The organism is Bacillus sp. BD59S (assembly GCF_007363175.1).
In the GTDB taxonomy this organism is placed as follows: domain Bacteria; phylum Bacillota; class Bacilli; order Bacillales; family Bacillaceae_G; genus Bacillus_A; species Bacillus_A pacificus.
The window spans coordinates 1656457-1679902 of the sequence record NZ_CP034686.1 but is presented as its reverse complement, the minus strand read 5'-3'; the positions used below and the strand labels follow the sequence as shown (position 1 = coordinate 1679902).

The 23446-nt window shown below is 35.7% G+C and carries 21 protein-coding genes; 5 read left to right on the top strand and 16 right to left on the bottom strand.

Features of this window, described 5'->3' with window-relative positions:
• Positions 1-32: 32 nt before the first annotated feature.
• Together EKQ63_RS10705 and EKQ63_RS10700 are read right to left on the bottom strand one after the other, a co-directional pair.
• On the bottom strand, positions 33-704 hold the full coding sequence (locus EKQ63_RS10705) for a hypothetical protein (RefSeq protein ID WP_000233907.1): 672 nt from the start codon (positions 702-704) through the stop codon (positions 33-35).
• Positions 705-1177: 473 nt separating this feature from the next.
• Positions 1178-2806 (bottom strand): peptide ABC transporter substrate-binding protein, encoded by a 1629-nt coding sequence (locus tag EKQ63_RS10700; protein WP_087952951.1) that lies wholly within the window; start codon positions 2804-2806, stop codon positions 1178-1180.
• Between the two features lie 587 nt (positions 2807-3393).
• Here EKQ63_RS10700 and EKQ63_RS10695 point away from each other — a divergent pair.
• Entirely contained in the window at positions 3394-4776 is a 1383-nt protein-coding gene (locus EKQ63_RS10695; RefSeq protein ID WP_143881019.1) for an alpha/beta hydrolase family protein, read from the top strand.
• 152 nt (positions 4777-4928) lie between these two features.
• On the opposite strand, the gene EKQ63_RS10690 is transcribed toward EKQ63_RS10695, so the two are convergent.
• The 5 genes from EKQ63_RS10690 to EKQ63_RS10670 form a co-directional block, all read right to left on the bottom strand.
• Positions 4929-6254 (bottom strand): bifunctional S-methyl-5'-thioadenosine deaminase/S-adenosylhomocysteine deaminase, encoded by a 1326-nt coding sequence (locus EKQ63_RS10690; RefSeq protein ID WP_113741978.1) that lies wholly within the window; start codon positions 6252-6254, stop codon positions 4929-4931.
• Positions 6255-6307: 53 nt separating this feature from the next.
• Positions 6308-6667: a YunG family protein gene (locus tag EKQ63_RS10685; RefSeq protein WP_087952954.1), complete on the bottom strand. Its 360-nt coding sequence runs from the start codon at positions 6665-6667 to the stop codon at positions 6308-6310.
• 27 nt (positions 6668-6694) lie between these two features.
• Entirely contained in the window at positions 6695-7138 is a 444-nt protein-coding gene (locus EKQ63_RS10680; RefSeq protein WP_087952955.1) for a GNAT family N-acetyltransferase, read from the bottom strand.
• A 233-nt stretch (positions 7139-7371) separates the two neighbouring features.
• A complete protein-coding gene (locus EKQ63_RS10675) occupies positions 7372-8886 on the bottom strand; it encodes a succinyl-CoA:acetate CoA-transferase ScpC (RefSeq protein WP_087952956.1) in 1515 nt (504 codons plus the stop codon).
• 127 nt (positions 8887-9013) lie between these two features.
• Positions 9014-9658: a LytTR family DNA-binding domain-containing protein gene (locus tag EKQ63_RS10670; protein WP_087952957.1), complete on the bottom strand. Its 645-nt coding sequence runs from the start codon at positions 9656-9658 to the stop codon at positions 9014-9016.
• 388 nt (positions 9659-10046) lie between these two features.
• Between EKQ63_RS10670 and EKQ63_RS10665 the strand changes: the two genes are divergently transcribed.
• The gene (locus tag EKQ63_RS10665) at positions 10047-11027 is read left to right on the top strand and encodes a serine hydrolase domain-containing protein (RefSeq protein WP_143881018.1); all 981 of its coding nucleotides are present in this window, start codon (positions 10047-10049) and stop codon (positions 11025-11027) included.
• A gap of 53 nt (positions 11028-11080) precedes the next feature.
• On the opposite strand, the gene EKQ63_RS10660 is transcribed toward EKQ63_RS10665, so the two are convergent.
• Together EKQ63_RS10660 and EKQ63_RS10655 are read right to left on the bottom strand one after the other, a co-directional pair.
• The gene (locus EKQ63_RS10660; protein ID WP_143881017.1) at positions 11081-11686 is read right to left on the bottom strand and encodes a pentapeptide repeat-containing protein; all 606 of its coding nucleotides are present in this window, start codon (positions 11684-11686) and stop codon (positions 11081-11083) included.
• 54 nt (positions 11687-11740) lie between these two features.
• Entirely contained in the window at positions 11741-12664 is a 924-nt protein-coding gene (locus EKQ63_RS10655) for an alpha/beta hydrolase (RefSeq protein WP_143881016.1), read from the bottom strand.
• Between the two features lie 204 nt (positions 12665-12868).
• Here EKQ63_RS10655 and EKQ63_RS10650 point away from each other — a divergent pair, with 204 nt between their 5' ends.
• On the top strand, positions 12869-13630 hold the full coding sequence (locus EKQ63_RS10650; protein ID WP_087952961.1) for a DODA-type extradiol aromatic ring-opening family dioxygenase: 762 nt from the start codon (positions 12869-12871) through the stop codon (positions 13628-13630).
• 53 nt (positions 13631-13683) lie between these two features.
• Here the strand turns inward: EKQ63_RS10650 and EKQ63_RS10645 are convergent, their stop codons facing one another.
• Together EKQ63_RS10645 and EKQ63_RS10640 are read right to left on the bottom strand one after the other, a co-directional pair.
• Positions 13684-14898: a multidrug efflux MFS transporter gene (locus tag EKQ63_RS10645; RefSeq protein WP_000179308.1), complete on the bottom strand. Its 1215-nt coding sequence runs from the start codon at positions 14896-14898 to the stop codon at positions 13684-13686.
• Between the two features lie 168 nt (positions 14899-15066).
• Entirely contained in the window at positions 15067-15783 is a 717-nt protein-coding gene (locus EKQ63_RS10640) for a DUF554 domain-containing protein (protein ID WP_087952962.1), read from the bottom strand.
• A gap of 216 nt (positions 15784-15999) precedes the next feature.
• On the opposite strand from EKQ63_RS10640, the gene EKQ63_RS10635 reads away from it, so the two are divergent.
• Together EKQ63_RS10635 and EKQ63_RS10630 are read left to right on the top strand one after the other, a co-directional pair.
• Complete coding sequence (locus EKQ63_RS10635) at positions 16000-17103, top strand: CapA family protein (protein ID WP_143881015.1); 1104 nt, start codon at positions 16000-16002, stop codon at positions 17101-17103.
• 52 nt (positions 17104-17155) lie between these two features.
• Complete coding sequence (locus tag EKQ63_RS10630) at positions 17156-17383, top strand: hypothetical protein (protein WP_143881014.1); 228 nt, start codon at positions 17156-17158, stop codon at positions 17381-17383.
• Positions 17384-17462: 79 nt separating this feature from the next.
• Here EKQ63_RS10630 and ilvA read toward each other — a convergent pair whose 3' ends face one another.
• The 5 genes from ilvA to ilvB are packed head-to-tail and all read right to left on the bottom strand — an operon-like array spanning position 17463 to position 23440.
• On the bottom strand, positions 17463-18725 hold the full coding sequence (gene ilvA / locus EKQ63_RS10625) for a threonine ammonia-lyase IlvA (protein WP_143881013.1): 1263 nt from the start codon (positions 18723-18725) through the stop codon (positions 17463-17465).
• A gap of 31 nt (positions 18726-18756) precedes the next feature.
• On the bottom strand, positions 18757-20430 hold the full coding sequence (gene ilvD / locus EKQ63_RS10620) for a dihydroxy-acid dehydratase (RefSeq protein WP_087952966.1): 1674 nt from the start codon (positions 20428-20430) through the stop codon (positions 18757-18759).
• Between the two features lie 45 nt (positions 20431-20475).
• Positions 20476-21483: a ketol-acid reductoisomerase gene (gene ilvC, locus EKQ63_RS10615; protein WP_143881012.1), complete on the bottom strand. Its 1008-nt coding sequence runs from the start codon at positions 21481-21483 to the stop codon at positions 20476-20478.
• A gap of 14 nt (positions 21484-21497) precedes the next feature.
• A complete protein-coding gene (locus tag EKQ63_RS10610) occupies positions 21498-21728 on the bottom strand; it encodes an ACT domain-containing protein (RefSeq protein WP_000019911.1) in 231 nt (76 codons plus the stop codon).
• A complete protein-coding gene (ilvB, locus tag EKQ63_RS10605) occupies positions 21725-23440 on the bottom strand; it encodes an acetolactate synthase large subunit (protein WP_143881011.1) in 1716 nt (571 codons plus the stop codon). The genes EKQ63_RS10610 and ilvB overlap by 4 nt, the downstream gene beginning before the upstream one ends.
• Between the last annotated feature and the right edge of the window lie 6 nt (positions 23441-23446).

The window sequence follows — 23446 nt, the reverse complement described above, 5'->3', positions numbered from 1 at the left end:
TTCAATTTCTTTTTTAAATAATTTTTGAAACTCTAATCATTAAAAACCCTACTTTTTCTTACTTTAATTGTTTCTAAAATGTAGAAAAGAACCCCTAAACCAAATATCTTTTCAGCATTAGAAATATTATTACCTAATTTAATAATAGGTACATTTAATCCGAATCTTTCGCTCCATTCCAAAGGCATATATCCTCTTTTACAGTTTATTAATATCCGGTTATCCATTGTACGAAAAGAAGTTTCGAAAAAATCAAATTCAACTTCTACTTCAGAAAGTCTTATCTCTTTTTCATTCATTAAAGAACCACGTACCATTCCAAATCCTTGTATCATATTTTCTTTAAACATACCTACACAATTATAATTTGAGTCATAAATAGCCCAATCATAGTTTTCAACTTCACTATGAAAATATGCAAGAGTTTCCCCATCCTTTGCTTCCAATCCAATAACTTGCTTGTTTTTTAAAAAAGGTAATTTTGAAGAAATTATATCAGTTGAAACCATAGTTGTTCCTACTATATAGGCCCCATCGGGAGTATATAAACCGTAATGTTTATTATTTTGAGGTAATTCTAGTAAAACATAAGTATCAATATCCCAAAACTTCAAATCATTTTTAGCTATATTCTCTTCTAATAAGTTCCCTTTTCTTAATTGCCAAAATCCAATCCCCCCAAAAACAAACGAAGCTATAACCATAAATATTATTTCTCCCCAATTAACATCACCCCAACTATTATACAGACAATATAATCCAAAGAGAAAAATCCCTGTCCCAATTAAACACTTAAACCGTCCCCTTTTTTTATAATACTCAAATAATTACACACAAACACCTCTATCAATTCATCTTAATACCCCAAATTACCTTTTAAGTATACCAAGGACAAAATATATAACCTAATATTTTTTTATATAATTAAAAACAAACATAGTTACAGAAAGAAAATGCTTGTATGCTGATCTGTACTACATTCCCTTATTCCTTGTATGCTATATTTCTATTCTTCTCTTTACTTAAACAAACTGCTCAATATTATTTGTTGCAACTTCTTATGAATGTGTAACTACAATTTTGCACTTCTCTTCTTTATATGCTAGGAACACCACCAAAGGATTTCCCGGTCCTCTGTAAAAAAAACCTTACTTTTAAAAAGTAAGGTTTTTTGTATTTATTCATTAGCAATATAAGCATTCTTATAAGTATAAATACCACCAAATTGATGCTTTTCAATTCCTTTTACATAATCCTTTTGTACGTAAGCTGAGCCAATTTGGTAAAGCGGTGCGACCGCAGCATCTTCTAATAATACCTGCTCAGCTTCTAGCAATGCTCCCCATCGTTTCTCTGGTTCTAGTACAAAATCAGTTTTCGCTTTCTTTATTAACTCATCATAATGAAGGTTAGAATAATTCATTTTGTTATTCAGATTACCCGTCGTAAATAGTTCTAAATAACTAATTGGATCTTTATAGTCAGGTCCCCAATTTGCCATAGATATATCGTAAGCTCCTGTTTGTTCTAACTGTAATTTTTGCTTAAATGGCTGTTGTTTAATTTGTATCGTTAATCCTTGCAAATTCTTTTCTAAATCACCTTTTATATATTCTGCCATACGTTTTGCATTATCTTGTTCAAACGTTAAAAACTCGAGGTTTACTTGCTCTACTCCAAGTTCTTTTTTCGCTTCTGCCCAAATCTTTTTCGCATTTTGCAAGTCGTATGAAGAAAGATCTCCGTTTTCTTTTCTAAAATCTTTACCAGTCTCTTCATTTACATGACCAACTGGTACCAATCCACTGGCAGGTTTTGCCCCGTTATTAATAAAATGAGCAACAAAGTCCTCTTTATTTAACGCAAATGAAATAGATTGACGTACCTTTTTACTTGCTAACGCATTATTTTGTTCGTTAAAACGTAGCATAGCAATTCCAGGTTCGCTCGACATATATAATTCCTTACTTCCTTTATACTTGTCTACAAATTGAGAATTAATAGGCACCCGGTCCAAATCACCAGCTTCGTACAAATTAACAACCGTCATTGTATCCTTTACAATTTGAAAGTTTATTTCGTCTAATTTCACTTTCTTTTCATCCCAATAAGTAGCATTTTTCTTTAATTGAAACTCTTGTTCATGCTTCCATTTCTCTAATACAAATGGACCGTTATATATAAGATTATTAGGTTCCAATGCATAATTTTTTCCTTGTTCTTTCAAAAATGATTCATGCTGTGGTAAATATATAGGTAGTGTTAACAACTGTAAAAAATAAGGAATTGGCTGCTCTAGTTCCACTTCTAACTTATAATCATTTATAACTTTAACCCCAAGTGCATCAAGAGGCATTGTTCCCTTATTAATCTCTTTCGCATTTTTCACGTAAAAGAGCATGGACGCATATTGAGACGCTGTTTCAGGGATAATTGCACGTTTCCACGCAAACATAAAATCATGCGCTGTCACATTGTCCCCATTTGACCATTTTGCATCTTTACGCAAATCGAATGTATATTTTTTACCATCTTCACTTCTTTTAAACGATTTTGCTACTGCTGGAATCGGCTGATCTTGATCATCTAATGCATACAATCCTTCAAATATGTTTTGCATAATGTGTGCTGACGTACCATCCATCGTTTTCGCTGTATCAAGAGAAGGAATTTCTTCTGATACTGTTACATTTAATACTTGTTTTTTTGCCTCTTTATCACTTTTATTTTCCTTATTATTACAAGCTGTTAATAATAAAGATGTAACAAGTGCCATTACCATTAAATGGCTCTTTTTTCGCTTCATGAGTTGTTCTCCTTAAATATAAAATATTATAAAGCGTAATATATTATAGCAGAAATACTACCAGAAAGATGCGACATTCTTTTGAATATTTATTCGTTCAAGAAAAAAGCTACTCTTTAAAAAAGGATAGCTAAAGATTGAATATTTAATCTGCGCTGTTCGCTCAAGTATTTATAAAAAATCTCTTATTGCATACCTCTCTTTTTATTTTAACTTTTCTTCTGTTTCATGTAAATTTCCCCATAACTAACTTAATAGACGTATAGGGTACAGTTTGGTTGGGATATCTTCCTATCTCCATTCAGCAATGCCACTTTGTTTTTTGGAATTCAGATCAAGTAGAAAGTGATATTTTACAAATCTTATACACTTAAGGATTTTGTAAGGATCAAGTAAGAAAAACGTGAACTTTGTTTCGTATAGTCAAAATATAAAGTGAAGGAAGAAAGGTTAGGAATTACCAGAGCGATTACGACAAAATTAGAACTGTTGGTTTTAGATGAACATATCAATGATTTAGACATTGTTACAACAGGACCTTAATTTATCATACCTATTTTTCACCATCACATATTGGAGGTTAAAACATGAATAAAAAAAAGAAAATACAAAAATCAATACTTTCCTTTACCCTGCTCTTTTCTTTAGGCATTTCATCTTTTCCGCTTACAACAGCTATTCACGCAAATACACGTGAGGAACCATCTGTAGAAAAAAAACGAGTCTCTTTAACGGAGCGTACATCATTATTTTTTGAATATCTCCAGCAAGATAAGTATGCAGAGGCACTTCAGTTGACGTCTGCTGCTTTTCAATCCAAGTTTACAGCAAACACATTACAAAACTGGTGGACACAGAGTGGCGGGATCGGTATAAAAAGCATGGGGCCCCCCGTGATAAAAGAACGAAACTTAGTCCATCAGACGGTGGAAATGCCAGCAGTTATCGAAGGAACTACCATACCGCTACTCCTTAAATTTACACCTGGCGGGAAAGTAGATGAAATTGGAGAAAGGCCTCCCAAGGAATCATATACCATCCCGCATCCTAGCTATGATCAACCTGACTCTTATCAAGAACGTGAAATCGTCATCGGAAATTCCACCTATCCGTTACCAGCGACATTAACGGTTCCGAAACATAAGCCTGGTGAAAAGCTACCCGTAGTTGTTCTTGTTCATGGTGCTGGCATCCATGATCGCGATAGCACATATATGGGAACAAAAATTTTACGAGACCTTGCGGTAGGCCTTTCGTCCAACGGAATTGCAGTGTTGCGCTATGAAAAACGCACCTTAGAACACGCATTAAAGATGAGTGCAGAACCTGTTACGTTAGACCGTGATACTACAGATGATGCCATATATGCAGCAAAATCAGCAGCGCAGCAGGAAGGCATTGATCCAAACAATATTTTCATTCTTGGACATAGTCTAGGAGCTGGCACAATGCCGCGTATACTAAGCAAAGCACCTTCCTCACTTGTTAGAGGCAGTATCTTACTCGCACCACCTGCACGGGCATTAACTGACATTGCCATTGATCAGAATCAATACCTCAGGGCGCCAAAGGAAGTAATGGATGAACTAAAAAGACAAGTCGCTTTTATCCAGGATCCTACTTTCAATCCTGACCACCCTCCAGCTGGCTACAATTTTGGGTCACCCCATTTTATGTATGATGTTTCTAGGTGGCGTCCAGTTGAAGAAGCAAAATCACGAAAAGAGCCTTTACTGATTCTGCAAGGAACACGCGATTATCAAGTAACAGTAAAAAATGAATATACAAAATGGCAGGAAGGGCTTTCAAACCGCAAGAATGTTCAGTTCAATGAATACCCAAAATTGAATCATTTCTTCACGGAGGGTGATGGGGCATTAAGCCTTCCTAGTGAATATGAAATCCCTGCTAATGTTCCTGAGTACGTTATCCAGGACATTATTAAATGGGTCAACGAGACAAAAAAATAAGAAACATTTAAATCCTTCATATAATCATTATTACGTGAAGGATTTTTGAAACTAGTGATTTTATCTAAATCATTCTCTTCTGTTTTATTAATAAAAAAAGTTCAGACAAAAAACAGGCTGTGGAGAAGTCTTTCTCCACAGCCTAAAAATACCTATCTTTGTAAACCTCGTTTATAACGACTTGCTTCAAATATAATACGCTCTTCATCTAACGTTTTACATTCGCCATTCCAAACGACACGTTTTCCATTAATAATTACATCGCTTATATCTTTTCCACTAGCAGCATATACAAGGTGTGATAACACTTCATCCGCTGGTTGTAAATGAGGCTTATTAGACGGATCAATTGTAATGAAATCAGCGCACTTTCCAACCTCAAGTGATCCTGTTTGTTTCATGCCGATTACTTCAGCCGCTCCTTTAGTTGCAAGTGTAAGAGCTGTTTCAACCGGTAACGCTGTTGCATCTTGATGAATACCTTTTTGTAATAATGTTGCGATGCGCATTTCTTCAAACATATCTAAATTGTTGTTTGATGCCACACTATCTGTTGCAATACCTACTTTCACTCCTGTTTCTAGCATCGCTTTTACATTCGCTATACCAGAACCTAGTTTTAAATTACTATTCGGGTTATGTGCTACTCGAACATCATGTTCTGCTAAAAATGCACGCTCATTTTCATTTAATACTACACCGTGTGCAATAACTGTTGGGCGTTTAAATAACCCACAACTTGCTGCATATTCTACTGGACGTTTTCCGTACTGTGCTTCAATATCACGTACTTCACGCTCTGTTTCCGAAAGGTGAATATGAACCATCGTTTGATTTTCTACTGCAATACGTGCGCATTCTTCTAACAGTTCTGTACTGCATGTATATGGACTATGCGGTGCAACCATCGTAGTTAACATACCACTTTCATTATAGTAACGCTTCACATATTTTTCAGCTTCTTCAACGGCTTTCTTTTCATCATCTTTCGTTCCGAAGCTAAATAAAGTTCTTGAAACAGCAGCTCGCATTCCACTCTTTGATACCGTTTCCATAATTGCATCTTGATCTACTCCAATTGGATTAAACATATCAGAGAATGATGTTGTACCACTTTTCACCATTTCAAGTAATCCTAATTCCGTACTAGCGACCGCAAGCTCTGGAGTAAACTGACTTTCAAGTGGCCAAATTCTCGTCTCAAGCCATGGTTGTAATAACATATCATCACCAATACCTCTTAAGAGACTCATTACAACGTGTGTATGTGTATTGACAAGCCCTGGTAAAACCCACTTTCCTTTCATGTCAATTACTTCATCTACTTCAAAATCATTAGCGAATTCTCCGCTCTTCACATCTATAATTTGATCATTTTCTACAATGATATATCCATTTTCTATCACTTCATTTTGTTCATTCATCGTTACGATTGTAGCGTTTACATAAGTTGTTTTCAAAAGTATTTCCCCTTTCAACTCTATGAAGTTCCCTTTAATAAGTTACCACCATTATAGTAACTTATTAAAGATTAAGAGTCAAAAGATAATTTCAATTCTTTCGTTATCTTTTTCTTCAACATGCTATATTGTTTTTCATTTGTATCTGCAAATGCTTCTTCTCGATTTGATTCTATATCCATATAATTCAGTTTTTCATTAAATTGAGCCTCTGTAAAATCAAACCTCTGTCCATCTATAAAGTTATAAAAGTGCCACGCCTCTCTTACTTTTGTCTTTTTAATCTCTCCTCCGTATATGTCTTGAACGACTAGAGCTGTAACACCACACTGTCCCTTTGCTGGATTTTCAATTGTCCACTTTGAGCTTGTTTCAATCGACCACGATCTTATTAGTGCTTCATATATTTGCTTTCTCTTTACATGATCCATTCTCAGCTTCTCCTACTATTAATAGTTTTACACATCATATTTCAAAAGAGGCAGTAAACGATCCTTAAAGACCTTTGATGGTGTCTCTCCGATTAACTGTGCGCCCATTTTCAAGTAATATCCTTTTGCATTCGGATCACTATCAATCGTAAAACTTTTTAAGCCTAGTTCATTTGCTTTTTCTATTACATACTTCCAAAGTATTTTCCCGTAGCCTTTCCCTTTGTAACGAGGATGAATGTACAGGAAATCGAGAGCTTTATCATTACTTAAAAATGAGAAAAATCCAATCTTCGTATTATCGTTTTCAAAAACATATACAAAATTATTATTTATATACTCTTCTGTAATAGTTAAATCTTCCTTACAGGCAATTATGAATTCTTCACTATAATTCCACGTCGCTTTTGATTGTAGTGCGAGTTCACTTAATTCATTTGCTTCACTTAATAACGCTTCTCTTATCTTCATGATTCTTTCTCCTCACTTTCGATATGTAAACTATTAAAATGATTCGAAAAGTAATTAAAAAAACCTCTTATTTTCATGAATTAGAGATTACTTTTATAAAGTGAAACTTTAATCAGTACGGCTTGTAACAATGTATTTAAAGAAAAAACGCCATCTTTGAAAGTTGGCGTTTTCTTCTTGTAAAATTTTTTTCAAACTTAATCTTTCGTTTTACTATTTCTAACGATACACACCTATACAGTTTCTACTACCGCTTCAAGCATTGTTCCATTTTTAGCATAATTCGTATGCCAAGAAAAAGCTTTTTCTAAAACATGAGGAGTTTGTCCACCTCTCGTTTTAGCTTCTTCGTAATAAGCTCTTAGCTGATCACGATACATTGGATGTGCGCAATTCTCTATAATTAATTCCACTCTTTCTCTTGGGGCCATCCCTCTTAGATCAACATACCCTTGTTCAGTGACGATAACATCTACATCGTGTTCCGTATGGTCCACATGTGAAACAAAAGGAACGATACTTGAAATGTTGCCACCTTTCGCAATCGATTTCGTAACAAAGATAGCTAGGCGGGCATTTCTTGCAAAATCACCAGAACCACCAATACCATTCATCATTTTTGTACCTAAAACGTGAGTAGAGTTTACATTTCCGTATATATCTAATTCTAAAGCAGTATTAATCGAAATTAACCCAAGGCGACGAATGATTTCAGGATGATTGGAAATCTCTTGCGGACGCATCATTAATTTTTCACGATATTTTTCAAAGTTAGAAAATACTTTTTGCATTTTCTCTTCTGAGAGCGTGATCGAGCAGCAGGAGGCAAAATTGACTTTTCCAGCATCCATAAGATCAAAGACTGCATCCTGTAAAACTTCAGAATACACTTCTAAATCTTCAAACTCGGAATCTAACATTCCATGCAGAACTGCATTAGCTACTGAACCAATTCCCGATTGTAACGGTGCTAAACGATTTGTTAACCTGCCTACTTCAACTTCTTTTCGAAGGAACTCTATTAAATGCTGTGCCATAATAACCGTTTCTTCATCCGGAGGAACAATTGTTGATGGCGAATCCAGTTGATTCGTAAATACAATCCCCTTCACTTTATCAGCATCAATCGGGATACCAATCGTTCCAATTCGATCATTTGTTTTTACGAGCGGAATTGGAAGTCTTTCCCCTTGTTTACCTGGTTCATATAAATCATGCAGCCCTTCTAGCTGCGCGGATTGGGCCATATTCATTTCAATTATGATAGACTTAGCATTTAAAGAAAACGCTAAAGAATTTCCTATTGAAGTCGTTGGAATAATCATTCCATCCTCAGTAATCGCAACCGCTTCCAAAATAGCAAAATCTACATCCATAACGTCAGCGCGAAGTAACTCTGCTGTATGAGATAAATGCTGGTCCACAAATAAAAAATCTCCGTTATTAATTCCTTTTCTCATTGTCGCATCAGCTTGGAAAGGTAATCTTTTCCCTAAAATCCCTGCTTCCGCAAATAATTTATCTACATCAGAACCTAAAGAGGCACCAGTATAAACATTTACTTTAAAAGATGTATCATTCTTAACTCGGTTTACAAGCGCAAATGGGACTGCTTTTACATCACCTGCACGTGTAAACCCACTTAAGCCTAAAGTCATTCCACTTTCAATCCATGAAGCTGCTTCTTCAGGTGTAACTACGCGATCTTTCAGACGTTCATCCCTAATTCTATCCAAATTATTCTCCATATGTAATTCCTCTCCCTATGAATATTCATAATTATTTTACACTTTAACAGTATCTAAATAGGGATTTCAGTATACAATGGCAAAAATTCAGACAAAACAGCGAATCTAACCTCTAAAGCAGAATAATTTAGAATCCTAGAAGCTTACGAAAATAACTAGCGTATGACTGACTTACTGGTACCCTTTCACCATTATCCATAGAAAGTAAAAAAGTTGAATGCGTATCAGGATAAATCGCTTTAATATGATTCACATTTACAATAAAGGAACGGTGGCATCTAATAAATGCATCTTTCGGAAGTAAGTATTCGAATTCTTGTAACGAGTATTTATGTGTCCCTGTTAACTCTTCTGCATTCACATACGTCTTTTTATCTTTCGCCTCTAAATACATGACCTTTGAAAAAGGAACCGGAATCCATCCGTCCGTTGTTTTTAAAGTAACGACTGACTTTCCGTCCGTTAAAGCTGGATAAATAGCTGTCACGCAACCTTCAAGCTTCCCATTGTTTGAAAATGGGACAGCCATACCATGATAAGGAATACCAAAAACATCCCGATTCATAAACTCAGAGGTTTTTTGGTTCGTCACCATTGCTTTATGAGCAATCGTTCCTTCCTTTATAGGATCCCCGGCGCTAATCTTTAAATCAATTCGTTTACTTGGCCGATAGTATATATATTCTTTCGTATTCGATACAGCAATTGAAATTTCATCTGAAAATAATTCCCCAACAACATCTAATAGTAAACCTAATGTTTTATCTTCCATTCTATTAACACCTCATTCACTATTATACTACTATTATGAACGAGCATCAGTTGCTTTATAAAATGAAACCTTAGTCAGTGTTTTTTTCCATCCCAACTAATTATCAATTAAACCAATCAATTTTTTATGCACAGTTGATTCGTGATAGGTTCTTCACTATAATTCCAAATTACTTATAAATGTAGTGCAACTTTACTTCGTTCACCTGCTTCAATTACTATCGATTTTCTTACTTTCATAGACTTTAAATCCACTTGCTTCTTACATATCTTACATTATAAAATAGAAAAGTATTCTAAAAAACATTTCATTTAAGGGGGAATTGCCTATGCCGTTGGATTACATTTCAGGTAACGAATAATCCAACATTTAAAGGAGTGCCTGAAATTTGCTAAATTCATACATTAATTCATTTTTATATAAAAATATCGAGAAATTTAACGGAACAATTTTAATAGCCCATAAAGAAGAGACTCTTTATAAGCAATCATTTGGAAAAGCTAATTATAATTGGGATATACCTAATACCTCTACAACAAAGTTTCGTATCGGATCAATAACTAAAATTTTCACAGCAGTTTCAATCTTAATGCTTGTAGAAGAGAAAAAATTACAACTACATGATACTTTAGATAAATTCATTCCTAATTTCCCAAAAGGAAATCAAATTATGATCAAGCATTTATTAAATCATACTGCTGGAGTTGGTAATATTACTGCACAACATGATTTTTTATCGCAATCTTGTCAACCTCGAACACCAGATGAACTAATACAATGGGTTATTGCATGTCCCTTTGAATCTAGACCTGGTGAAAAATTCAATTATTCGAATTCAGGTTATATTATATTAGGAAAAATTATTGAAGTTATAAGTGGAATATCTTATGAGGAATTTCTTAAAAAGAAAATTTTCTATCCAATCTCCATAATGAACACAAGTATTGATTTGAATCACACTATTCAAAAGCATAAAGCAACTGGCTATGAGTTACATCCAAATTATGGCCTACAGAACGCATCATTTATTCATATGTCTAATTCATATTCAGCTGGTGGATTAGTTTCTACGGCCGAAGATTTATATAGATTTGATAAGGCGCTAAAAGAAAATCGCTTCTTATCAAGTAGGATGACGTCTCGTATGCTTACTGCAGAATCTTACGGATATGGTTACGGTTGGAATATTGCTATAACTAAAAAAAATAATAAACTTATATTTCATCACGGAGGAATTAACGGCTTTACGTCCTCCTATTTACGATTAATTGACAAAGAGGCTACAATCATCATTTTAAGCAATGTATCAACACTATTAACATCGACTCTTGCTAATGATATCGCTTCTTATATAGAAAATAATTTTTAAATCTATTATGATTTGAAAAACCGTTCAGCGTTTTGAACGGTTTTTCAAACAATTTAGTTCACCTTAGCCCCATAACACCTTACTACTGCAACTGCCTGCGCTATATCTAATTTCACATTTTTTAAATCGAAACTTGTAAAATCAATTCTATCAACTATCGCTCCTTTTAAATTTGCACCGCTAAGTTTCGCCTTACCTAACTGTGCACCGGTTAAATCAGCCTCACGTAAATCTGCTTTTTCTAAATTACATTCATATAAGTCCGCTTCAATTAAACGTATACCTTTTAACATTTGTTTACTTAAGTTCGCGAACCTTAAATTCGTGTATGACCAATCACCCGATATGATAGTTATTCCATCTAAATTCGCTTCTTCAAAATCAGAGCCAGTCATTTTACATTCTTCAAACTTCGATACAAATAAATTCGCACCAACAAGCTTACAATTTGCAAATGTAGTTCCTTGATGGATAGAAGCGTTAAAAAGAGCACCGGTAAAATCACATTCTATGAAATTACAATTTTCAGTAGAAATTTCCGATGCATCTATCCCTCTAAAACGGCATTTTATGAACGTACAATTCTTCAATTCCTCTTCTTTAATCAAAATATCTTGAAAATCTATTTCTACATATTCTTTATTTACAAATTCACTCATAACTATTCCTCCATCTCCTTAAAGAAACCTCACTTCAAAAAGTGAGGTTTCTTCTCATACAATATGTCCATCTAACCAAGAAATCAAATCTTGAAATACTTCATCTCTATTTACTTCATGGAACATTTCATGTCTTCCATTTTCATATAAACGCAGTGTTACATCTTTCACACCGCATTTTTTATAATTTTCATATACTTCTTTTACACCTTTCCCCATATCTCCAACAGGATCACGATCTCCTGAAAAAATATGTATTGGAAGGTTTTGCGGTGTTTTCTTAAACTCTTCTAGTTTATTTACTTCTAATACACCAGAAAATAATTCTCGATAAAAACTAGTCGTACAAATGAATCCACATAATGGATCCGCAATATATTTATCTACTTGACTGTTATCTGAAGATAGCCAATCAAATTTTGTACGATTTGGTTTAAAGTGCGAATTGAAATTTCCGAAAGATAAAAAGTTTAGCATCGGACTTTTCGTTTTCGCTCCGCGTAGTTTCATCTCGATTGTCGCTACTTTATGACCGATACTTCCTAAAAACCCTGGATTTCCACCAGTTCCTGAAATAAGGAATCCATCATACAATTCACCTTTCAATTGTACAGCACGCCTTGATAAAAAAGAACCCATACTATGTCCAAGTAAAAATAGCGGGCATGTCTGCTCTTTTCTTATCGTTTCTGATACAAAAATAACATCAGACACAGCCTCATTCCAACCTACATTTGGTTTAAAATGACCATAATCTTCTTCTCTTTTCACTGTTTTCCCATGCCCTTTATGATCATGTGCATAAACACCATACCCTGCTTCTAATAACGAAGCAATAAAGTCTGTATAAACACCTGCATGTTCTGTCATACCATGTGCAATTTGAATAATCCCTTTCGGTTCACCTTCTGGTAACCACTTGCGTAAATAAATGTCTGATCCATCCAATGCCGTAACGAAACTTTCCTGTACGTTCATTTCGTCAGCCCCCAACTCTATTATGTATCTCAAAAAATGAATATCCATTCATTATTCTTATTATGTATTATATGCAATTGCCTTCATTATGACAAATGACTCACTTCTCCAATTAGCTCTTAAACTAATATATTGACGAACTGAAAATAAAATTATATAGTTACTTACATAAAGTAATTATTATATTTTTAGGAGGTTTCTATTATGATGCCATCATTATTTTTAGCACACGGATCACCGATGCTGGCTATTCAAGATACAGAATATACAAGTTTTTTAAAAACCCTTGGAGAAACATACAAACCGAAAGCAATTGTTATTTTCACCGCTCACTGGGAAAGCGAAGTATTAACGATTTCTTCATCAGATAAAGAATATGAAACAATTTATGATTTTGGAGGTTTTCCCCCTGAATTATACGAAATTAAATATCGTGCAAAAGGTTCTTCTAACATTGCATCCATGTTAGAAACAAAATTTAAAAATAAAGGTATTCCAGTTCATCATAATATGACGAGAGGGTTAGATCATGGCTCATGGACTCTTCTGCATCGCATGTATCCAGAAGCAAATATTCCTGTTGTCCAAATATCAGTCAATCCATTCCTACCTGCAAAAGAGCAATTTAAGATTGGAGAAGCTCTAAAAGGACTTGGTCAAGAAGATATTTTAGTAATCGGGAGCGGTGTTACCGTTCATAACTTACGAGCTTTGAAATGGAATCAAACGACACCCGAACAATGGGCAATTGAATTTGATGATTGGATTATTAAACATATGCAGACTACTGATAAAGATGCATTATTTAATTGGGAGAACAATGCCCCTCATGCACAATTAGCAGTACCAAGAGCAGAGCATTTCGTTCCTTTATTTATCGCTATGGGAAGTGGTGAAAATATTGGTGAAGTCATTCACCGCAGTTACGAGCTTGGTACGTTAAGTTATCTTTGTCTCCAATTTTAAATAAAAAGGATGAAGCAATCATTGCTTCATCCTTTTCTTTTTTATTCACCTAGTTAACTAACTTCCAAATGTCGTTTCTCTGATACCTCTTCGTTCTTATTATGAAAATAAACCCAAATGCACGCAATAAACAATAGTGATGATGTAGAGAAGAAAACATATTGAAAACCAGCATGCGCTGCAATTTGTCCACCAAGTATTGGTCCAATCATATTTCCTAAAAACTGAAACGATTGATTATATCCAAATATTCGTCCCGTTACATGGGTTGGTGTATGTTGTTTTAGTAGAGTTTGTACGGAAGGTAATAATCCTGCTTGTGCGATACCTAATAAAAATCGAAGAATTAATAGTTGCCAAGCTGAGGTTACAAATGCTTGCGGAATAAAAATAATTCCTGCAGCAAACAACGCTACAACTAACGTTTTTTGAGGACCGATATGATCTGATAATCGTCCGAGTCTTGGTGCTGCCAAAATAACAGCTAATCCTGTCGCTGACATAACGGCGCCCGCAATTGTTTCAATATGCGCAGTTTGAGGACCAACTAAATTTTTCACGTATAATGTAACAATTGGCTGAACAGACATATTAGCAAGTTGAATAATAAATGTTGTTACAAACAAACTAATAATTAAATGCTTAGCTGGAACCATCGTCCATACTTTTTTCGTTTGTACTTTTTTTGCTTGAGCAGAGTGATTTTCTTCATGTAAGAAGAAAAAAACGATGAGAAAGGAAAGGAATAAAAAAGCTCCTGTAACAAGAAAAACATGGCGCATTCCAATTAACTCAGACAAATATCCTCCAAGTAATGGACCAAGTAAAGAACCGCTCACGCCACCAGTTGAAATTGTAGAAATTGCCCAACCTGAATGTTCTTTCGGAGTTTCTGCTGCAATAAATGTCATCGCGGTTGAAAGGAAACCAGATACTGCTCCCATTAAAAATCTTAGTGCGACTAATTGATATACATCCGTTACAAACCCCATAAGCGTCATAATAATCGCCATCCCAAGGCTAGCACGAATTAGCATCAATTTCCGTCCATGTATATCACCAAGCTTCCCCCATATTGGTGATACGATCGCACCCATTAAAAATGTTACACCAAATGCAAGTCCCGACCACTGTGCAATACTAGAAGTGCCAGTCACACCTAATTCCTCAATATAAAAAGATAAAAAAGGAATTACTAAACTCATACCGGCTGCAGTGGTAAAACAACCTAGCCAACAAATCATTAAATTTCGTTTCCAGCTGGCCATTTTCACACCTTCTTTCTTTAGATACCCATTCTACACCCTTTCTTGTAAAAAGTTTAGTAATTTGCTTTACTTGTAAGATTTACTACAAAACCCGCTATTTTCTAGTGAAAATCACTACAATCCCACATTTTTTTCATAATAAAACCAACTCCCACTAAATGAAGTTGGTTAATAATCCATTAAACTATAACCATAAATAAGTGAAACAATGATTCCAACTACTAATATACCTGGAAGTAAATTTGCGACTTTAATTTTAATAAATCCGAGTAAGTTCAATCCGATAGCGGCTATCATAATACCACCTGTAGCTGTCATTTCTACTATAAATTGATTCATTAATTCTTTCGGGACAACACTATTAATTTGTGTTGCAAAAACTGCAATACCACCCTCATATAAAATAACGGGAATCGCTGAAAATACTACGCCAATTCCTAAAGTTGTCGTTAATATAATAGAAATGAATCCATCGATAATCGCCTTTGTAAATAAAATATCATGATTTCCGCGAATCCCACTGTCGAGTGCACCAAGTATCCCCATCGCACCAATTGCAAAAATTAAAGTAGCTGTTACAAAACCTTCTGATATGCTTCCTTTTCCCTTCGATCCAACTTTATTTTCTAGCCAATCCCCTAACAGTTTTAATTTTTCTTCTAATTGTAACCATTCTCCGATTACCGTACCAATTACTAAACTTAAAATAACAACAAGAAAATTTTCACTTTTCAATGCCATTTGAAGTCCAAGCACAGTAACCGCTAAACCGATTGCATGCATTATGGTTCCCTTCATACTTTCTGGAATTCTACTAAATAATTTACCAAGTAAAGTACCAAATATAATACAAATCCCATTTACAACTGCTCCTAATATAACCATTTCTCATTCTTCACCCTTCGAATTCTTTATTTCTATATTTTGGTTTATTCATTGATTTACAGGTTATCTATATGTTAACTTAATATTGAGAATATTAACAAATGTTTTCCACAACATAAATCGCAATTTTTTGTAGTTATACATAATGTAAAACTTCAATTAACGTGAGTTTTATTACCCACAAATTGCGGTATAAATTCAAAAGGGAAGGTATTTATGAAAACTTTACTAAAACGATTTCTGTTAATAGCTTTTTGCATTACACCAATTGTTTTATTAGTTAACTACTCTTTTATTTCAAAAGCGAAAGACAAACCCGATTTGCAAAACAAATCTAGTAAAACCGCTTCAACAAGTGAAAAGAAAATAGAAGACCCGGAAATTACCCTCACCTTTTCTGGTGATACAATGTTCGATTGGCAATTACGTCCGGTAATCGAAAAAAACGGGTCTGATTATCCATTCCAGCATGTAAAAGAAGAAATAACAAAAGCTGATATTTCTTTCGTTAATTTAGAGTCTGTATTTACAACGAGAGAAAAGAAAGCTCCTGGACAACTGTTTTGGATTAAAAGTGATCCATCCACGCTTCAAGCTATAAAAAACACCGGTTATGACATCGTAAATATCGGGAATAATCATACACTTGATTACGGGCAAGAGGGATTACTAGATACAATCTCTCACGTAGAAAAATTAAAATTCCCTTACATTGGAGCTGGAAAAAATACAAAAGATGCATATACAGCAAGAGAAATGACTGTAAAAGGGAAAAAGTTCAAATTTCTTTCCTTCGTTCGATTTATGCCTGATACAAATTGGGTAGCTGGTGACAATAAACCTGGTGTTGCGAACGGGTATGATTTAAATCTTGTAACAAAAACAATTAAAGAGCAAAAGAAAGATGCAGACTATTTAATCGTCTATATGCATTGGGGCGTTGAAAAATCAAATCGTCCGGTAGAATACCAAAAACAATATGTACCTAAAATGGTAGAAGCTGGAGCTGACGCGATTGTCGGGAGTCACCCGCATTGGTTACAAGGATTTGAGTATTATAATAAAGTTCCTATCGCTTATTCATTAGGTAACTTTTTATTCCCAAGTTATGTGAGCGGGAAAAGCGCCGAAACTGGCGTATTAACTTTAACTTTTAAAGGAAAGGATGTCCAAATGTCATTCAATCCTTACATCATTCGAAACAACCAAGTTTCCCCTGTGAATGAGGAGGAAAAGAGAAAAGCTCTACAATATTTACAAACCATTTCAACTGATGTAGAAATTGATGATACAGGGAACATAAAAAACAAACGAAACTAAACAACGCAAAATCTATTTCTCTGTAACATACTTTACAGAATAGGTGATAAACATGCTGAAAGACTTATTAGAAAATGTAAGTTTGTTAGAAAATATTTATAAAATATCTATAGCCGTCCTACTTTTATGTTCACTTTGCTCTGTTAGACTTCTAAAAAAACTAAAACGGGTACGAACACTTACTACCTTTGAATTTACTATGTATGTAATCATTCGTATTGCGATATTTTTTTGGTTAGCTAGCTTTATTCTTCTTGAATTTAATGAATATCTAGTTTAACTATAAAAAAGGTAGAACAAGCATTATATTTCCTTGCTTGTTCTATCTTTTTTATTTGGATACCAACTTTTTCCTTCTATTAAATAAGCAAATCAAACAAAACAGGATTTTTATTAAGCTCCATAAATTGAATATTATTTTCTTTAAAACGGGTAATTAACTGCGCGTAATCTTCTTTATGTTTTAACTCTACTCCGACTAACGCTGGACCATTTTCCTTATTATGTTTCTTAATATACTCAAAGCGCGTAATATCATCTTCTGGTCCTAATCCTTTATCAAGAAATTCTCTTAGCGCACCTGAACGCTGCGGGAATTCAATGATGAAATAATGTTTTAATCCTTCGTAAATGAGAGAACGTTCTTTCATCTCTTGCATTCTATCAATATCGTTATTTCCACCGCTTAGCGTACATACAACTGTTTTACCTTTTATTTCATCTCTATATAAATCAAGCGCCGCAATAGAGAGTGCACCAGCTGGTTCAGCTACAATCGCATTTTTCTTATACAGTTCTAAAATCGTCGTACAAACCTTTCCTTCTGGTACTAAAACGATGTCATCAATTACATCTTTACACGTTTCAAATGTTAACTTTCCTACCTTTTTAACTGCTGCTCCATCAACAAAACTATCTATTTTCTCTAACGCTACATTTTCATTTTGAAGAAAAGCCTCTTTCATAGATGCAGCTCCCATTGGCTCTACCCCAATAACCTTTGTAGTAGGACTAACACCTTTCACATATGTACCAACACCTGATGCTAATCCACCACCGCCAATTGCTGTAAAGATATAATCAACTGGTTTCTCCATATCATGCATAATTTCAATTGCCACAGTCCCTTGACCAGCAACTACATACGGATCATCAAATGGATGAACAAACGTCATTCTATTTTCTTCACAATAACGCTGTGCTTCTTGAAAAGAGCTATCGAATGTATCACCAACTAATACAATCTCTGCGAAATCACCACCGAAAAATTGAACTTGTGATACTTTTTGCTTCGGTGTTGTTGTTGGCATGAAAATTTTTGACGGAATCTTCAATAAATTACACGTATAAGCTACCCCTTGTGCGTGATTACCAGCGCTTGCACAAACAACACCGTTTTGTAATTGTTCTTTCGGTAAGCTTTGAATTAAATTATACGCACCACGAATTTTGAAAGAGCGAATCAATTGTAAATCTTCTCTTTTTACATAAACGTCACAATCATATTTCTCAGATAAAACTGTATCACGTTGTAACGGTGTTTTAATAACGATATCTTTCATGCAATTATGGGCCATTAAGATATCTTCAATTTTCACTCTCTCCTTTACCTTTTGCACCATTTCATATCATCCTTATCTCTTTTAAATTGGCTCAATCGAAATTCGGGACTTTTAAGACTGCACCTGTATTCGCCGATGTTACCATTTGTGCATAACGCCCAAGCCAGCCCGTTTTCACTTTCGGTTCTGGTCGTTTCCATTCTTTTTTACGCTGATCTAATTCTTCTTCACTCACTCTTACTTCTAACAATCTTTCCTCAACATCGATACAAACGATATCCCCTTGTTCAAGAAGTGCAATTGTTCCGCCCGCAGCTGCTTCTGGTGAAATATGCCCTACTGAAATACCACGTGAGGCACCAGAGAAACGTCCATCCGTTAATAGCGCAACATCTGCACCTAATCCCATACCTGCAATCGCTGACGTTGGTGCTAACATCTCAGGCATACCAGGGCCACCTCTTGGTCCTTCATAGCGAATAACAACTACATCCCCTTTCTTAACCTTACCAAGCATAATGCCCGCAAGCGCCTCATCTTGTGAATTAAAAATAACGCAAGGTCCTTCAAATCGTTTTACTTCGGTCGCTCCGCTTTTAATAACTGCCCCATCTTTCGCAAGATTTCCTTTTAATATACGTAATCCACCTTCTTCACTATGAGGGTTTTCAAGAGAATGAATAACTTCCTTATCTTTAATCTCTGCATGAGCAATATTTTCTCTTAATGTTTGCCCCGTAGCAGTAATACGATCTAAATGAAGTACCCCTTCTTTTCGGCTCATCTCTTTCAAAATTGCACTAATCCCGCCCGCGCGATCAATATCCTCCATATGCCAATTGGAAGCAGGGCTTACTTTACATAAATGTGGTACACGTCTTGAAACGGCATCAATACGGCTCATATCATAATCTAGTCCTGCCTCATGTGCGAGTGCTAGTGTATGTAACACTGTATTTGTTGAGCCACCCATCGCCATATCAAGCGCGAAAGCATCATCAATTGCTTCTTCCGTTACAATGTCTCGTGGTTTAATATCTCTTTCAATTAAAATCTTTAATTTCTCTGCTGCTTGTTTAATTAATTCTTCACGTCTTGGATCAATAGCTAAAATACTCCCGTTACCAGGAAGAGCTAACCCTAATACTTCGCATAAACAGTTCATAGAGTTCGCTGTAAACATACCGGAACAAGAACCACAAGATGGACAGCCATGATCTTCAATATCCTTTAACTCTTCTTCTGAAATTTTTCCAGATTGATATGCTCCTACTCCTTCGAACACAGAACTTAAATCGACAACTTCTCCTTTAGATGTTTTCCCGGCCGCCATCGGACCACCTGAAACAAAAACAGTTGGAATGTTAATACGAAGTGCCGCCATCATCATACCAGGTGTGATTTTGTCACAGTTTGGAATACAAATCATACCATCAAACCAATGGGCATTTACAACCGTTTCTACTGAATCTGCAATAATTTCACGACTCGGAAGCGAATAACGCATACCGATATGCCCCATCGCAATACCGTCATCTACTCCAATTGTATTAAATTCAAATGGAACCATACCTGCTGCACGCACTGCTTCTTTAACAAGTTTCCCAAACTCATTTAAGTGCTTATGACCTGGAATAATTTCAATAAAAGAATTACAGATAGCTATAAACGGTTTATCAAAATCTTCATCTTTCAAACCAGTTGCTTTTAATAAACTACGATGCGGCGCTTTATCAAAACCTTTTTTAATCATGTCACTTCTCATCTTGTCAAATCCCCTCTTACGTATTTTTACTTATAATCTCTTACTCTATTTCTTTACTAATTCTTTCGGTGCATGAATCCAGCTCATCATTTCACGAAGCTCTGCCCCTACTTTTTCTAACTGATGATTTTGCTCTGCTTTTTTCATCGCATTATACGTTGGACGCCCAGCTTGGTTTTCTAAAATCCATTTCTTCGCGAATTCGCCTTGCTGAATTTCTGTAAGTACTCGTTTCATCTCTTCTTTCGTTTCATCTGTAACAATTCTCGATCCTGTTACATAATCTCCGAACTCTGCTGTGTCTGAAATAGAATGGCGCATGTTCGTTAATCCACCTTCGTACATTAAATCCACAATTAACTTTAATTCATGTAAACATTCAAAGTATGCAATTTCAGGGCGATACCCGCCTTCTGTTAATGTTTCAAAACCAGCTTTCACAAGAGCAGTTACCCCGCCGCACAGTACTGCCTGCTCTCCGAATAAATCCGTCTCCGTTTCTTCTTGGAATGTCGTTCCAATTACACCTGCACGTGTACACCCTACACCTTTTGCATACGCAAGTGCTACATGTAATGCTGTGCCTGTTGCATCTTGATGTACTGCGACTAATGCCGGAACACCATTCCCTTCTTGGAATACACGGCGAACGAGGTGACCTGGACTTTTTGGCGCGACCATTGCTACATCTACGTAACTTGGCGGATTAATTTGTCCGAAATGAATATTAAATCCATGTGAGAAAAGTAACATTTGCCCTTCACGGAGATTCTCTTCTACTTCTGCTTTATACACATGTGCTTGCTGTTCATCTGGCAGTAACATTTGTACAACTTGCGCGGTTCGAACTGCTTCTGAAACAGACATTACTTCAAACCCATCTGCTTTTGCTACTTCAAAAGACTTACCTGGTCGAACACCAACTACAACTTCCACACCAGAATCACGTAAATTTTGCGCCTGCGCATGACCTTGAGATCCATAACCAATTACCGCAACTGTTTTCCCTTGTAATAACTCTACATTTGCATCTTTCTCATAATACGTTTTCATTTTCCATACACTCCTTATAATGTATTTACTTGCAGTACATCAATTAATTTTTTCAACTGACTAACGAGTAATGTCGCTTCATTTTCAGTACAAACTGCTGTGAGTTTCATTTCAGAAACACCATTATTATCTCTTTCGTTTAAATGTAAAGAAGAAATATAATAACCACGCCGAGCAAAAATCCCACTTATACGTAATAAGACGCTTGGCTCGTTATGAATAACGAGTGAAAAAGTATGACTCATTCTTCCCACCTCTTCATAATCATTTCGTTATTCCCTTTGTTTGGCGGAACCATCGGAAATACGTTTTCACCTTCTTCTACACAAAAATCAACTACGACAGGACCTTCATGAGCAAATGCTTCTAGCATCACTTGTTTCGCCTCTGTTGAATTTGTTGCCCTTACCCCCTTCACTCCGTATGCTTCTGCCACTTTCACAAAATCTGGTGATCCAATTCTCGATTCTGACAAACGATTTTCATAAAACATTTCTTGCCATTGCCTTACCATCCCTAAAAATTTGTTATTTATAATAAACACTTTGACAGGGATGTTATTTTCAGCAATTGTTTGTAGTTCTTGAATGTTCATTTGAAAAGAAGCATCACCTGCAATACAAATAACAAGTTCTTCTTCTTTTGCAAGCTGAGCACCAATTGCCGCCGGGAAACCAAATCCCATCGTTCCAAGTCCACCAGATGTTAGAAAAGTCCTTGGGTTTTTCGCTTTATAAAAATGCGCAGCCCACATTTGGTGCTGTCCTACTTCTGTCGTAACAATCGCTTCACCATTTGTTACTTCACTTACTAGGCTAATAACATGTTGCGGTTTTAAATCACTTTCTTTTTGATTATAGGAAAGAGGGTATTCCGCTTTCCATTCCTCGGTTTTCGTAAGCCATTCATCTGTCTGTGTATAAATCGGCATATGTAACAACATGTGTAACGCTTTTTTCACATCCCCAACAACTGGATATTCCACAGTTACATTTTTATGAAACTCCGAAGAATCTATATCAATATGTACCTTTTTGGAATGGGGAGAAAAGAGTTCTAATTTTCCTGTTACACGGTCATCAAAACGAACACCTAAAGCAAGCAGTAAATCACATGCTGTGACTGCCATGTTTGCCGCGTACGTTCCATGCATACCGAGCATTCCTAAAAATAACGGATCTCCCGGCGGATATGCACCAAGTCCCATTAAAGTGGAAACGACTGGAATACGATTCTCACTCGCAAATTTGATTAGTTCCTCAGATCCACCCGAATGAATGACACCTCCTCCAATATAAAGAAGTGGGCGTTTAGCTTTTGAAATTTCTTTAGCTACTTCTCTAAGCTTTATACTGTCTGGCATAGGCTCTATTTTGTACCCTGGAATCTCAATTACTTCATTGTAAAAACTTGTTACCTTTTCGTTTTGAACATCTTTTGGAATATCAATTAATACTGGTCCCGGCCGCCCGCTTTCGGCTATGTAAAAAGCTTCTTGTACAATGCGTGATAAATGATTCACATCACGAACTTGGTAATTATGCTTCGTAACAGGTACTGTGATTCCAACAACATCCGCTTCTTGAAATCCATCTTTACCAATTAAGGACCTTGCAACTTGCCCTGTAATGACAACTAAAGGAATCGAATCCATATAAGCATCCGCTAAGCCTGTAACTAAATTTGTCGCTCCCGGGCCAGAGGTAGCAAAGACTACCCCGACCTTTCCAGAAGCTCTCGCATATCCTTCTGCCGCATGAATGGCAGCCTGTTCATGGCGAGTTAAAACGTGCTTCAAACCACTTCTATATAACGCATCGTATACTGGCAAAATCGCCCCGCCCGGATAACCAAAAACAGTCGTTACGCCTAATTTTTTCAAACATTGAATCACGTGTCCGGCACCTGTCACTTCTTCACACTGTAATTTCTCACATGCTGTATACTGCTGCTCCATTTCAAT

Excerpts from the sequence above, each read along its gene's own strand:
- EKQ63_RS10705 (WP_000233907.1), bottom strand. The coding sequence starts at position 704 with ATGGTTATAGCTTCGTTTGTTTTTGGGGGGATTGGATTTTGGCAATTA.
- EKQ63_RS10700 (WP_087952951.1), bottom strand. The coding sequence starts at position 2,806 with ATGAAGCGAAAAAAGAGCCATTTAATGGTAATGGCACTTGTTACATCT.
- EKQ63_RS10695 (WP_143881019.1), top strand. The coding sequence starts at position 3,394 with ATGAATAAAAAAAAGAAAATACAAAAATCAATACTTTCCTTTACCCTG.
- EKQ63_RS10685 (WP_087952954.1), bottom strand. The coding sequence starts at position 6,667 with ATGGATCATGTAAAGAGAAAGCAAATATATGAAGCACTAATAAGATCG.
- EKQ63_RS10680 (WP_087952955.1), bottom strand. The coding sequence starts at position 7,138 with ATGAAGATAAGAGAAGCGTTATTAAGTGAAGCAAATGAATTAAGTGAA.
- EKQ63_RS10675 (WP_087952956.1), bottom strand. The coding sequence starts at position 8,886 with ATGGAGAATAATTTGGATAGAATTAGGGATGAACGTCTGAAAGATCGC.
- EKQ63_RS10670 (WP_087952957.1), bottom strand. The coding sequence starts at position 9,658 with ATGGAAGATAAAACATTAGGTTTACTATTAGATGTTGTTGGGGAATTA.
- EKQ63_RS10660 (WP_143881017.1), bottom strand. The coding sequence starts at position 11,686 with ATGAGTGAATTTGTAAATAAAGAATATGTAGAAATAGATTTTCAAGAT.
- EKQ63_RS10655 (WP_143881016.1), bottom strand. The coding sequence starts at position 12,664 with ATGAACGTACAGGAAAGTTTCGTTACGGCATTGGATGGATCAGACATT.
- EKQ63_RS10650 (WP_087952961.1), top strand. The coding sequence starts at position 12,869 with ATGATGCCATCATTATTTTTAGCACACGGATCACCGATGCTGGCTATT.
- EKQ63_RS10645 (WP_000179308.1), bottom strand. The coding sequence starts at position 14,898 with ATGGCCAGCTGGAAACGAAATTTAATGATTTGTTGGCTAGGTTGTTTT.
- EKQ63_RS10640 (WP_087952962.1), bottom strand. The coding sequence starts at position 15,783 with ATGGTTATATTAGGAGCAGTTGTAAATGGGATTTGTATTATATTTGGT.
- EKQ63_RS10635 (WP_143881015.1), top strand. The coding sequence starts at position 16,000 with ATGAAAACTTTACTAAAACGATTTCTGTTAATAGCTTTTTGCATTACA.
- EKQ63_RS10630 (WP_143881014.1), top strand. The coding sequence starts at position 17,156 with ATGCTGAAAGACTTATTAGAAAATGTAAGTTTGTTAGAAAATATTTAT.
- ilvA (WP_143881013.1), bottom strand. The coding sequence starts at position 18,725 with ATGGTGCAAAAGGTAAAGGAGAGAGTGAAAATTGAAGATATCTTAATG.
- ilvD (WP_087952966.1), bottom strand. The coding sequence starts at position 20,430 with ATGAGAAGTGACATGATTAAAAAAGGTTTTGATAAAGCGCCGCATCGT.
- ilvC (WP_143881012.1), bottom strand. The coding sequence starts at position 21,483 with ATGAAAACGTATTATGAGAAAGATGCAAATGTAGAGTTATTACAAGGG.
- EKQ63_RS10610 (WP_000019911.1), bottom strand. The coding sequence starts at position 21,728 with ATGAGTCATACTTTTTCACTCGTTATTCATAACGAGCCAAGCGTCTTA.
- ilvB (WP_143881011.1), bottom strand. The coding sequence starts at position 23,440 with ATGGAGCAGCAGTATACAGCATGTGAGAAATTACAGTGTGAAGAAGTG.